We start from the raw sequence: 12,822 nt of genomic DNA, 5'->3' as shown, positions 1-12,822 counted from the left end.
TTATATATAATCTAACAGTTTTGCTTTGCCAATTATTCTTGAAGCATTTTGAATATCTAAATTCATTCCTATCTTAATAACAGATTGAATAGCTTCATAAGCTTCATTTTCTATTGTAGGAAATTTTACGGATACAACATACATATTTTCATATATATACTTCTCATATACACAATCACTTTCTACCATTCCAGAAAACAATAACCCCTCACCGAAATTAAATGCTGGTCTTAGAGTAATATTTGTACGTATTCCATCGTTTATCGAAAAACTTCCATTTGGACGAAAAAATATTATCTCTGCCCTAATTATTAGCATAGTTTCTTTCACCTCATTAGATAATCGATGAAACTTGTCGTTTCGCGAAGGTACCTGGAACCCATGCGGAACGACAAAAAATGACAACTCATTAGCAGGTTCCGGCGAGTAGTATCTTCTTAATGAGCGAAAGATACCATGAATTGTATTATAATGAGTTGGGATGTGTATAATCATATTGTTTTGTTGGAATCATGAAAGGCAGGGAAGATCTTTTTCTGCTATGCTGTGGGTACCTGAATAAGGAAGGAAGATTGCCTTGATCGACGTACATAATATGACCAAAAACTATGGCAAGTTAAAGGCTAACGATAACATCAATCTTTCGGTGTCGGCCGGGGAGCTTGCCGTTCTTCTGGGTCCCAACGGCGCGGGGAAATCCACATTAATAAAATCCGTATGCGGGCTGCTGCGGTATAAGGGTTCCATCACTATCGAAGGGCATGAAAATCATACGGTGGAAGCGAAGCGGCTCTTGGGGTATGTGCCGGAATTCCCCGTACTCTACCCGATGCTGACGGTGGGCGAACACTTGGAGTTTATTGCCAAGGCGTACCGGCTGGAAAGCTGGGAGGAAAGAGCGCAGGAACTGCTCCGCCGTTTTGAACTGGATGATAAGAAGCTGAAGTTGGGCAAAGAGCTTTCCAAGGGAATGCAGCAAAAGGTCAGTGTCTGCTGTGCGCTTTTGCCGGAACCCAAGGCCGTTATTTTTGATGAACCGCTGGTCGGGCTTGATCCTCATGGCATTCGTGAGCTGAAAAACCTGATTGCCCGGCTTCGGGACAGCGGCTGCGCCCTGATTGTGAGCACCCATATGATTGAAAGCATGGAAGACAATTGGGACGTGACCTATATTATGGTCAAGGGCAAAATAGAGCGGGTGGTCCGCCGTGGGGATATAGCAGGTCAAAGCCTGGAGGATGTCTATTTTGCAATCACGGAAGGACAGCTTCAAGGGGGTGCACAATGAGCAGCCTGGTGTTCCTGTTGGTGAAAAGCGCCAAAAACAGTTTTTTTGAGTTATTGCGCAAGCCGGCAAAGCTGATTATGTGGATTGTATTCATTGCCATGATTGTGGGGCTCATAGTTCTTTCGCTGTTCACCACCCGGGAAGCGGACAGTTTCCAGGATATAATCTGGCTAAAGGGTATTCTTTTTTTTCTCATTCTGCTTTTTGTCGGGATCGCGGTTCAAAAAGGACTTTCCAACGGTGATGTGATCTTTGACATGAATGATGTCAATTTGCTGTTCGTTTCTCCGGTCAACCCCCGCCTGATTTTGATGTACGGAATTGTCAAAATGGCCAAAATGTCCTTTCTCGCCGGATTTTTTATTCTCTTCCAAAGCAATTCCCTTAAGATGGGCTTTGGGGTCGGATTTGACGCAGTGCTCATTGTCCTGCTTGGGTTTATGATGGCCAACAGCCTGCTTCAGGTTATATCTCTGTTGATTTACACCCTGACCAACAGCAAGCCCAAGCGAAAAATGGCGGTGAGAATTATCGCCGCAGCAGTCTTTCTTCCGCTTATAGCAATGCTGGGCAGCCAGCTTGCGGTCGCCGATAACCCGATGACGGCGCTGGAAAATACCATGCGCTCACCGGTATTTTCCTGGACACCGGTAGCAGGCTGGGCTTCGGAGGGTGTTATTGCGCTGATTGCCGGCGACCTTGCAAAAGGCCTGCTGTTTCTGGGCATAATGGTGCTGATCGGTGCGCTCCTGATTCTCTATATCGCCTTGAGCAATCCCGATTATTATGAGGATGTACTGGTGGCCACCGAAACCACCTTTGAGAAGAAACGCAGCCTATCTGAGGGGCGGATTAACACGGAAGCTGCTTCGACTAAGAAAATAAAAGTGGCCGGGACGGGCATCAGCGGACTTGGTTCGAACACTATTTTTTATAAACATCTGCGTGAATCCTTCCGCGCCAACCGGTTTGGCCTTTGGGGATTACCATCCGTTATTATGATTGTGAGTGTGGCAATTTTTTCTTCATTTCTGCCCTCCGATGCGGGGGGAGGCCTATTGATTATCCTGCAGACTCTGATGTGGGTACAAATTTTCATGATCGGGACAGGGAGAGGCCTAAAGGAGCTTTATACCCATTATATCTACCTGATTCCCGATAGTTCTTTTCGGAAAATCGTCTGGAATAATTTGGAGATTGCTTTTAAGGTTCTGGTGGAAAGTGTGGTTTTGTTCTCTGTCAGCGGTTTTATTATGGGTGAAACTATTTTCTTGATCGCTCTGTCCATTGCGGTTTATACTTTGTTTTCTTTCCTTCTGCTGGGCATCAATTATCTATCCATGCGCTGGACGGGTGCAGACATCAGCGCCGGGCTGATGATCATGCTTTATATGTTCGCCGTCATGATCATCATGGCACCGGGTTTGGCGGCCGCCATTGTCCTTGGCAGTATGATCGAAGGGATTGGGGTGTTGATTGGAATGGGGGTTCTCGCCGGCTGGGAACTCCTTGCCGGTCTTCTTTGCTTTGCTCTGTCCAAGGGAATTTTGCATAACTGCGATATGCCTGTGTTAAGAACCGGAAAATAAGACGGAAGTAAACCATCATTCATTTGCCGGCTCCTTTCCGAAATATAAAATTTCAAACCATTTAAAGGCAAATCAACACCATTAAACACTCTAGTTTGAGAGCCAAGATTTTTCTTCCATGTAACCATGCCTGAAAATTTAAATGGTTTTAACCTTTAAATAGGAAATAGCATGTTAAATGTCCGCCCTCTTGCCCCACATCTTTCCATCGTTCAGGGAGCATGCTTGCATCAACTTCCCTTCGAACGGGTTCTCTTGAGTCTACTTTGTCAATAATAAGTCCATGCGATAAGATAATAAGATTTCAAATAATCTTTCTCCTTGGGATAGATTACTCAAGCCTTCGAAGATCACCTTCGAGGTCAACTTTTTCTCTCAAAGGAGACTGGCAGTTCCAGGTATTTGTCGAATCTCTTTTAAGGAATTGGGGTCTGCTATAAAAAAATATGGGGCGATTAGTTTAAGCCAATCGTCCCATAAGTTGGAGTGGATATTCCATTTGCTGGTTTGTCCAAGAATCAGTCATACAGAGAAAGAAAGATGGGGAAGATTCGTTCATGAATTGTCAACGTTAATTGAGCAAGTTTCGGACTTCTTCCTCGGTCAGTCCGGTTGCTTTTAAAATCGTATCCATTCCTAAGCCCAGTTTTAGCAAATTTTCCGCTACTTCCAGCTTTCCTTTCTCCATGCCTTTCTCTATACCCTTTTCCATGCCTTTTTCCATGCCTTTTTCCAAGCCCTGTTCCATGCCTTTCTCTATACCTTTTTCCATACCTTCAGTGATCAGTTTCTCTGCAATTGTCATAATAACAGCACTCCTTTCCAAAGAAGCCTCTTTAACCAGTTCGTAGATGGTCTGAAATTCCAGGTTATTTCGGGCGTTCATAATATAGCGGATAAAGGTCTCAAAATACTCCAGACCCTGGTTTTGCTTTTCCAGTTGGTCGAAAGCATGAATCGACTCCCGTAAGGTTTTGAGAAACAGTGTGTTATCTTGTTCAAAGATGTCCCGCAGAAGTTTTAGAAAGATCTGAAGTTTGATGCCGCCTTTAAGTTCAGCGTTGCTGTAGTGAGAGAGGTTATAGAACAGGTAAGAAAAGTCAGGAAGGTGGGTTGTCACTGCCCGAGGCAGTTGTTCGTAATCATCGATCAGGCCCGAGAGGTTTAAGGGGCTGTTCCAGCGGGCTTTACCGTGGTAGACCACCAGAGGAATAATGACCGGCAATTTGGCGGTGGGCCGGGGGGCCGTTTTTTGCTCCCAGATGTTGAGGATGTACTTCAGAAGTTGAAGGGCGATCTTAGGGGAAGGGTAGCTTTTATGCTCAAAGAGGAAATAAAGATAGCCCTCTTTATGGTTGATTTTGGCTTGGATGAGCAGGTCTGAAAAAGTTTCTTCCAGATCGTTTTCAATGTAGCTGTCTTTTTGCGGGGTGATGGTACCTAAATCGACAAGGTCGAGAATTTCCGGAGGCAGATAGTGGCGGAGGAAATCCTTGGCTGTTTTGATGTCGCTGAGGGTTTCCTTAAAAAATTTATCATGAGGTTGATGGATAAGACTCATTCGTCACCTCTTTGCCCCATAAAAGGATTTGTTTATTCTCTAATTATACCATATCCCGTGACAGCGGAGAACAAGGTTTTGGGTTTTCCAATATCCGAGTATTTATCTGCGAACTTCATCGTTTCCTCCAAGCTTAATCCAAATTGTACCGAACAGCTTACCTCCTCAAATTCGGATCCGGATCCGAATTTGAACTACAGCAAGGCCAAGGACTTTATACCACTTCAACCTCTAAGTTCGCTCCCGCAAACTGACTGTTATAAAGGTCCGCGTAAAAACCATTCTGTACAAGCAGGTCCTTATGATTACCCATTTCAATAATCCTCCCCTGGTTCATGACCAGGATCAGGTCTGCATCTCTGATGGTCGATAAGCGATGGGCAATGACAAAGCTGGTCCTTCCCTTCATCAGTTCTGTCATCGCTTTTTGGATAAACACTTCAGTTCTTGAGTCAACACTGCTCGTCGCTTCGTCAAGAATTAAAATAGCCGGATCAGCCAGGATAGCACGGGCAATGGTGAGAAGCTGTTTTTGCCCTTGAGAAATATTGGAGGCTTCTTCATTTAAGATTGTCTGATAGCCATCGGGAAGTGTCTTGATGAAATGGTGGGCATGAGCAGCTTTGGATGCCCGAATTACCTCTTCTTCTGTAGCCCCTTCACGGCCATAGGCGATATTCTCAAGAATTGTTCCATTAAACAGCCACGTCTCCTGAAGCACCATACCGAACATGCTGCGTAAAGCACCGCGCTTTATATCCCTGATATCCACTCCGTCAATGGTTATTCTGCCGGCATTTATTTCATAGAACCGCATTAATAGATTGACAAGTGTGGTTTTGCCTGCCCCCGTTGGACCAACGATAGCAATAGTATGGCCCTGTTTAACATCAATATTGATTTCTTTAATTAATGATTCTTCAGCATTATAACTGAAATCCACATTTTCAAATCGAACATTTCCTTTAGGGAAGGTTATCACCTTGGCCTCCATTGAATCCGGTACTTCTTCTTCCTCATCCAGCAGTTCAAAAACACGTTCAGCCGAGGCAACCGTTGATTGAATGATATTAGCTATATTAGCGGTCTGTACTATAGGCTGGGTGAATTGCCTGGAATATTGAATAAAGGCCAGAATATCTCCAATAGTTATCAGCCCTCTGGTTGCAAAAACTCCGCCGACGACGCAAATAATCACATAACCAAGGTTACTGACGAATCTCATGAGAGGCATAATTACGCCGGAAATAAACTGGGCTTTATAGCCTGCCGAGTACAGTCTTTCATTAATCTTATTAAAGGTTCCTATGGATTCATCCTCACGCCCATAGGCCTTAACGACTTTGTGACCGGAATACATTTCTTCAACATGTCCATTTAATTCGCCCAGGGATTTTTGCTGAGCCGCAAAGTGTTTTTGAGAACGTTTGGCAACGCTCATCGTGACAATCATATAAAGCGGTAAGGTTAAAATTACGATCAGGGTCAGCAAAGGACTGATTGACAACATCATAACCACAACCCCAATCAGGGTGACAATCGAGGTTATGAGCTGAGTGAGACTTTGCTGCAGGGTTGTCGAAATATTATCAATGTCGTTGGTAACCCGGCTTAAAATCTCGCCATGAGTCCTGGCATCAAAGAACCTCAGCGGCAATTTGGCAAGCTTTTCATCAACGTCCTTACGCAGCTTGTAAACTGTTTTCTGGGCAACTCCAGCCATAATATACTGCTGTATATAACCAAATGCGGCACTGATCAGATACAGCCCAATAAGAATCAGGACGATATGCCCGATATAGGTAAAATCCAAGGATGGAACAGGCTTTCCCATCTGCAGCGCCGCCATTTTGGCCCCAAAGCCTTCTCCGATTTTAGTGATTCCTTTCCCCATAATTTTGGGTCCGAGAATACTAAAAATTGTACTCAGTCCGGCGAAAAGAAACACGATAATAAATTTAGTTCTCTGGGGCTTCAGATAATTCAGAAGCCTTAAGAGGGTTCCTTTGAAATCCTTAGCTTTTACCACTGGTTTGCCGAGAGATCCCATTGGACCTCCCGGCCCGCCGCCGGAAAAGCCTTTATCCTTTTTGGTATTGCGTTCTCCACTCATCTCAATTCCTCCTCGGACAGTTGTGAAGCCACAAGCTCACGATACACCTCACAAGTATTTAACAATTCAGTATGAGTTCCCATTCCCGCGATCAGTCCCTCATCTAAAACTATAATTTTGTCTGCATCCCTAACCGTTGAAACACTCTGGGCAATTAAGAATACCGTAGCTTCAGCAATTTCAGGTCTTAAAGCAGCCCGCAGCTTAGCATCTGTTTTGAAGTCCAAAGCGGAAAAGCTATCATCAAAAATATAGATTTCAGGTTTTCGCACCAAGGCCCGGGCAATAGAGAGACGTTGTTTCTGTCCTCCGGAAAGGTTGGTTCCCCCCTGGGCAATAGTATACTCGAAACCCTTCTCCAATTCTGAGATAAACTCAGTCGCTTGAGCCACATCGGCTGCATGCTTGATCTCTTCTAAAGTGGCATCTTGCTTGCCATATCGAATATTTTCCGCAACCGTGCCTGAAAAAAGGACTGTCTTTTGAGGAACAAAACCTATCTTAGCGCGCAGGGCTTTCTGACTCATTTCCCGGACATCTGTCCCGTCAATTAGAACACATCCGTTTTCCGCATCATAGAAACGGGTGATTAAATTGATTAAGGTTGTTTTACCTGAACCGGTTCCTCCGATAATTGCCACCAGTTCCCCCGGCTTCGCCGTAAAGGTTATTTTACTGAGGGCAGGTTGGTCCGCACCGGGATAGCGAAAGGAAACATCCTTAAATTCAACGACTCCTTTGGCATGATCTGCTTTTACTGGGGTTTCAGGATCCTTAATATCCAATCCCGTCTCAAGAACTTCATTAATCCTGACTGCGGAAACCTCAGCACGGGGGATCATAATAAACAACATCACTAACATCAACAAAGAGAATAAAATCTGGGTCGCATATTGAATAAAGGCCAGGAGAGATCCGATCTGCATATCTCCCGAGTCAATTCTAATCGCACCAAACCAAACAAGGGCTACCGATGTAAGGTTCATGACCAGCATCATGACCGGCATCAAAGCAGCCATGATTAGATTAATCTTAATAGCGTTGTTCATAAGATCTGCGTTAGCGTCATCGAAGCGCACTTTTTCTTTATCGATACGATTAAAGGCACGTATGACCCTAATCCCTGTAAGGTTTTCCCTTAAAACTAAATTTAATTTATCCAGCTTTTCCTGCATCAATTTGAATAAAGGCAGTCCTTTATACAGCGTCACTCCAATAATGCTGAATAATATGGGGATTACAACCACAAGCACCCAGGCTAATGAAGTATCTTGCCGCAGCGCCATCACAATTCCACCGATCGAGGTTAACGGGGCGGTCACCATCATCGTCAGGATCATAACCGACACATTTTGGATTTGAGTTACATCATTCGTTGTCCTGGTAATCAGCGTGGCAGTCCCAAAGCTATCAAACTCATGAAGAGAGAAGCTTTCGACTCTGCTGAAGAGTTTTTCCCGTACTATTTTCCCAAAGCCTACGGCTGTCTTTGAGGACAGGAAGGCAGCGATAATTGCGCATAATGTCCCTCCTGCTGCAATGAGCAGCATAAAACTGCCGATTCTTATGATATAGTTAATATCTTTATTGACGATACCTATGTCGACTAAGTCGGCCATTAACGTCGGCAAATAGAGATCTGACATTACTTGTACAAAGAGCAGCGCGACAATTGCAAAAATATAGGCAGTATACGGTTTTAGTAATCGAAACAGCTTTACCATAGATATCACCTCCAATATTAATCACTTAACAGTTTTTTAAGAGTGCTCAAGCCTTCGTATATCTTTGCCAAGTCTTCTGAAGTCCCTTTACTCATGACGTTTTCAATATTTTTCTCAAACTGATTATGAAAGCTTTGATGAATTTCTTTAAACTCCGGAGATATCCGAACATAGACAACTCTTCTGTCGGTTTCACTTCTGACTCGTTCTACCATTCCTTGCTTTTCCAGCCTGTCCACAATACCGGATGTGGTACTATTGGATAAACTCAATTTACTGCTGAGTTCAGTAATTTTCAGTTTAGTTTCCTTACTCAGGATTCCCAGAACCATACCTTGCGGCGGGGTTATGCCTGAATTCTCAAACACTTTACCCATACTGTTTCTGAAAAGTATCATTACTTCCCGGAAAAGGTTTGCGACGTTTGTGCTTTCATTTAAAGTGTCCATTCTCTCAGCTCCTTATTTCCAACCCATATCCTTTGTATGCGAATACTTCGTGCACGAAGAATATTACTCCGGAATTATATGAATGTCAATTATAAACCTAAGCTTTTCGATACTTATTTGGAAAACAATGGATATTCCTAAGTCACATTAGCCAAGATTGGCCTTCGCAATTCCAGGTTTTTTTATAAATCGTCTGACCTGGATTCAAAATATTTCCTTTTCACCCCAGAAAATTATGGGCGCTAAAAAGCGTTCCCATTTCACTGTCAAACCGGAGTCAAAGTGAAATGAGAACGCTTTCGTTTTATTGTTTACCTGACGATCCCGCGGTTTACAAAATCTTGTTTGAGAACCTCTAAACGCTTAGTCCCATCCAGGCGTTTTTGTCTCATTTCCTCCTGGATTGCTTTTGTTTCTTCAATCCCTTTAACAATCGTCTGCCAGGATTTTTCCAAGGTTTCAATATTTACGGAACTTCCTGTAGCAAGGCTGGCAACCATTTTTGATTGAAGCGCTGTGTTTTCAGCATTTCTAAGTAAAAGCTCGTTTGTCTTCTCATCTAAAGCGCTCATCGCCTTAGCCTGAACTGACTGGCGCTTTAACATGATGGCCTGGACCAAACATTGTTTAAAAATCGGCATAGTAATGACAAAAGCGGAGTTGATTTTACGAACTAAGTTATAATTACCGTATTCAATGGCTTTAATCGTTGGCATGCTTTGGACAGCGACATTTTCAGCGAGCTGCAAATCATAGATTCGTTGTTCCATGATTTCTTGCACCTGCAAGAGGTTATTGACCTTCATTTGATCGAGTTGATTTCCCGACTGATTGGCTTGGGCTTGAGCTGTAGGGATGATATTATTTTTCAGTTCGGCCAGGACAACCTGACCGGCATAAATATATTGCCCCAACTGCTCGTAGTATTCAACGTTTTTATTAAACATGTCCTCAAGGTGTCTATTAGCGGTGCCGATTTCAGCTTCATACTTTTTGAGTGTAACAAATACCTTATCGACTTCATCACCCATGGAATTATATTTCTTGAAAAGTGCGTCAACGGAATTCTTAGCCTTGGAAAAGATTTTTTCCAGGAATCCCGGTGGTTTGTCTTTAAAGTCTTTGATATCAAACTTATCCATAATTTTATTAAGCTGAATCAATAGTTCCCCTGAATCCTCAACCTTGGTCGCCTGCATAGAATGAAGAATAGCATCTGAGAACCTGGACACTTCTTCAGCCGTATTTTTACCAAATGTCATGATCGAATTTACATCTTCGATGTTGATCTGCCGTACAATACTGCGTACTTCAGGGCCGTCCATGACCTTCGTCATGACTTCGTTTTTCTGCTTCTCAAGATCAAAGTCAGGAACTTGTACCGGCACCAGGCTCTTATCTTCAGTTAACTTTGTTGTAAATCCTTGAATCTCCAAGTTTTTTCCCCCTTATTACTAAAATTTTACCCTTACCCGCTTAAACCACTCTCCCATGATTAACGAAGTTTGAACAAACGAGACAAAAGCCCAAGTTTTGGCGTCGGATTCGTCTGAATACTATCTAAAGCAGGAAGCTGTAAATCATATTTTACGAACGGTAACTGATGACAATCAAAAAGACTCGGCTTAATATAATGTTCAATAGTTTTATAGTTAGTAGGCGTAAAGACAACGATATCAAGCCCAATTAAGTTAAGATAGGCAAGCATAATACTATCACTTTCAGTGAAGGTTTCTTTTTTATTATCATAAACAATAACTTTGGGAACTTCTTGGGGATAATCAAATACTTCAATGAGCCTGAGAAGTTCATCATCCATCGTCAGGATCGTCATTATGATCTTTAGTTTAAATTTTTTATCGACGGTTCCTAAGAACATTTCAGATAATAACAGTTCATTAATCTTTGCGATTAGAAAATGCTGTAAGGGCGCTTTAAGATGCCCAAACTTGTAATGACGGCTTTTGGCAGCTTCGAATTCTTCTAAAAGCCCTTTTTTGTTCAATAAATAACTGGTCTGATAGAGGTCTTGTTTGGAATAGGTTATTTTTGTGAAGGGCACAGCTTCAATGAGCTTTGTATTAGAAGCAGAGGAAAGTTCTTTGAGGTCCTGCCAATAGTCATTCAGGTCCTCGCTGACTCCATTGATTTTGGCAAATAAGTTGGGGACATAGACTTTCTTATTCTGAATTTTGAACTCCGGCCGGAGTTTTACAGGTTCTTTCCAAAGTATTTTAAGTTCGTCATAGGTTGTTTTCAAGGTTATAGGCTGAGTGCCATAGCTCTCAAACTGCCACGGTTTAAAAAGTCCGACCTCTTCGCTGTAGATCACTTCCTCGATTTCTTTAGATGCATTATAAGCAATAGTACTTTTGCGAATCAATCTCTCTCCCTGCGGAAAGGGGGCTAGGGATAGATTATGCCTGTTTCTAATCAGATGAGTTAAGGCATTTTCCTCATCAAAGCTTTGAAACGGCTTGTCTCCTTCTTCCTCAGAATGAACATAAAGAACATCACATCCCAGCTTGTGAAAGGCAGTAAGAAGAAAGATCTCATGAGCTTTAATGGGTCCATAGAATAAAACTTTAGGATTATGCTCATAATTCTGACCTGGATTCCCGGATTTCCGGTTGCGATTCAGCCTTGGAAATAGTTGGGGCACGTATCGGTTTAACCAGCTGATTAGTTTTAAGGAGAAATTTAAGAGGATGGATGTATTAGCATTACTGCTTTTCTCTGCGAAAAGATGGACTATGTCAACAAAGGTTTTTCTGATTGTATTGTCTAAAAGCTCATCATAGGTTTGAGGAAGCAGCTTGGCCCTCAGAGTTTGTTCAATAATCTCAAACCGGTCCTGAAACGCATAACTGATTAGATTATGAGGAATTAAGGCACTTTCCTCCGCACTGGGTGCGGGAATGCCTTCTGAAAATTTCAGATACAAACCTGACATTCGCAACGTTTTGTCCAAATTATAAAGACTATTATAATACTCCGCTTCCCAATCATCCGTTGAGCTGGGTACTCCGATATAGCGTACGAAATAGGCTGGAAGAATAGGATAAGGCTCACCCACATAACCCGTTCTGCTGTTCAATGGAACAAGGATTTCCTCAAATATCTTCTCAGTTCTCTTCAGTTTTACCACAAGGACAGGATCGTTCAGCAAGCGGGCCGTTAAATCCTTTTGACGGTTTAAAGCGCGATTGGTCGGGACAGACTCCTCCTTCGGCGATGCTACCCGCCGTATACTATCGTCAGCAGAAGCTTTCGTCACCGGCGTTTCGCTGTTTAACGCTGGCCGGACAAGTCCACTCGGGTTCGCCCTAGTCCCAGTCCTGGTCTTAGCAGCCGTATTAGTATTAGTATCAGTCTTTGTATTTTCTTGCTCTTGAATCTTGCGGCCGGGAAAATCATCGATCAGCAGTTCTTTGGAATGTTTAATGACCATCGAAAACTGATTATCTTTATCTACTTTCTCGAACTTATCTTTAAAAGATGTGTTCAGAACAAGCACATCATACCCTATGAGAGACATCAGGATCAGAAAATAAATTTCATGTTTTTGAGGGCTTCCCCAATAAATCACCTTAGGATTATAGGGCGATTTATTACGATTATGCTTGCCATAATCTCCAAACCAAAGCAGAATCTTAGTACAAAAGTTCATTAGAATACTTAAGTTTGGGGATTTTTCATTCTTTAAATAGTGATTAAGTACAATGCCAAATGCTTGTTTGATTCTTTGATTGACCCGAATATCTGAACTGACCGAAAAGAAGCCCTTCGATTCCAAGACATTAATCAGCGCTCCATTTCTATAATCCTTAAGGGGCGCTGGCTCAAACAATTTCCTGACCCGCTCTATGGTTACCGAGTCTGTGCTGACCGGGATAGTTTTGTCAAAAACTATATAGTTTCCTGTTAATTTTAATTTCTCATCTAATTCTTTAATATTCGCCAGATATTCCCTTTGATCCTCGTATCCTATGATCCGATAAAAATACGTATAGGGACTAGTCCCCCTTTCTGCTAAAGGAGACAGTATGTCTTTAAAAATATCATTGGACTGTTTTAAGATAGTTCTATTGTCCTTAC

Annotated in this window: 9 protein-coding genes; 2 read left to right on the top strand and 7 right to left on the bottom strand. The window is 42.6% G+C overall.

The window, feature by feature from the left end; genetic code table 11:
* Positions 1-318, bottom strand: a complete 318-nt coding sequence (locus tag DESYODRAFT_RS08570; protein WP_007781868.1) for a hypothetical protein — start codon at positions 316-318, stop codon at positions 1-3.
* A gap of 259 nt (positions 319-577) precedes the next feature.
* Here DESYODRAFT_RS08570 and DESYODRAFT_RS08565 point away from each other — a divergent pair, with 259 nt between their 5' ends.
* Together DESYODRAFT_RS08565 and DESYODRAFT_RS08560 are read left to right on the top strand one after the other, a co-directional pair.
* Positions 578-1,288, top strand: a complete 711-nt coding sequence (locus DESYODRAFT_RS08565; protein WP_007781866.1) for an ABC transporter ATP-binding protein — start codon at positions 578-580, stop codon at positions 1,286-1,288.
* Positions 1,285-2,877 carry a putative ABC exporter domain-containing protein gene (locus DESYODRAFT_RS08560; protein WP_007781863.1) on the top strand — a complete coding sequence of 531 codons (1,593 nt, stop codon included), beginning with the start codon at positions 1,285-1,287 and terminating at the stop codon, positions 2,875-2,877. Before DESYODRAFT_RS08565 ends, DESYODRAFT_RS08560 begins: the two co-directional genes overlap by 4 nt.
* Before the next feature lie 571 nt (positions 2,878-3,448).
* On the opposite strand, the gene DESYODRAFT_RS08555 is transcribed toward DESYODRAFT_RS08560, so the two are convergent.
* The 6 genes from DESYODRAFT_RS08555 to DESYODRAFT_RS08530 all read right to left on the bottom strand — a co-directional run bounded on the left by DESYODRAFT_RS08555 (position 3,449) and on the right by DESYODRAFT_RS08530 (position 12,769).
* Positions 3,449-4,438, bottom strand: coding sequence for an Rpn family recombination-promoting nuclease/putative transposase (locus tag DESYODRAFT_RS08555; protein ID WP_007781860.1), 990 nt, complete (start codon positions 4,436-4,438; stop codon positions 3,449-3,451).
* A gap of 214 nt (positions 4,439-4,652) precedes the next feature.
* On the bottom strand, positions 4,653-6,551 hold the full coding sequence (locus tag DESYODRAFT_RS08550) for an ABC transporter ATP-binding protein (RefSeq protein ID WP_007781857.1): 1,899 nt from the start codon (positions 6,549-6,551) through the stop codon (positions 4,653-4,655).
* Positions 6,548-8,275, bottom strand: a complete 1,728-nt coding sequence (locus DESYODRAFT_RS08545; protein WP_007781854.1) for an ABC transporter ATP-binding protein — start codon at positions 8,273-8,275, stop codon at positions 6,548-6,550. Before DESYODRAFT_RS08545 ends, DESYODRAFT_RS08550 begins: the two co-directional genes overlap by 4 nt.
* Before the next feature lie 17 nt (positions 8,276-8,292).
* Complete coding sequence (locus DESYODRAFT_RS08540) at positions 8,293-8,724, bottom strand: MarR family winged helix-turn-helix transcriptional regulator (RefSeq protein WP_007781850.1); 432 nt, start codon at positions 8,722-8,724, stop codon at positions 8,293-8,295.
* A gap of 311 nt (positions 8,725-9,035) precedes the next feature.
* On the bottom strand, positions 9,036-10,160 hold the full coding sequence (locus DESYODRAFT_RS08535) for a toxic anion resistance protein (protein ID WP_007781847.1): 1,125 nt from the start codon (positions 10,158-10,160) through the stop codon (positions 9,036-9,038).
* A gap of 59 nt (positions 10,161-10,219) precedes the next feature.
* Entirely contained in the window at positions 10,220-12,769 is a 2,550-nt protein-coding gene (locus tag DESYODRAFT_RS08530) for a YceG family protein (protein ID WP_345788221.1), read from the bottom strand.
* Positions 12,770-12,822 lie beyond the last annotated feature (53 nt).

The sequence above is a fragment of the Desulfosporosinus youngiae DSM 17734 genome (assembly GCF_000244895.1).
Taxonomy (GTDB): Bacteria; Bacillota; Desulfitobacteriia; order Desulfitobacteriales; family Desulfitobacteriaceae; genus Desulfosporosinus; species Desulfosporosinus youngiae.
This window is presented reverse-complemented; position numbering and strand designations above follow the sequence as displayed.

Excerpts from the sequence above, each read along its gene's own strand:
- DESYODRAFT_RS08570 (WP_007781868.1), bottom strand. The coding sequence starts at position 318 with ATGCTAATAATTAGGGCAGAGATAATATTTTTTCGTCCAAATGGAAGT.
- DESYODRAFT_RS08545 (WP_007781854.1), bottom strand. The coding sequence starts at position 8,275 with ATGGTAAAGCTGTTTCGATTACTAAAACCGTATACTGCCTATATTTTT.
- DESYODRAFT_RS08540 (WP_007781850.1), bottom strand. The coding sequence starts at position 8,724 with ATGGACACTTTAAATGAAAGCACAAACGTCGCAAACCTTTTCCGGGAA.
- DESYODRAFT_RS08560 (WP_007781863.1), top strand. The coding sequence starts at position 1,285 with ATGAGCAGCCTGGTGTTCCTGTTGGTGAAAAGCGCCAAAAACAGTTTT.
- DESYODRAFT_RS08555 (WP_007781860.1), bottom strand. The coding sequence starts at position 4,438 with ATGAGTCTTATCCATCAACCTCATGATAAATTTTTTAAGGAAACCCTC.
- DESYODRAFT_RS08550 (WP_007781857.1), bottom strand. The coding sequence starts at position 6,551 with ATGAGTGGAGAACGCAATACCAAAAAGGATAAAGGCTTTTCCGGCGGC.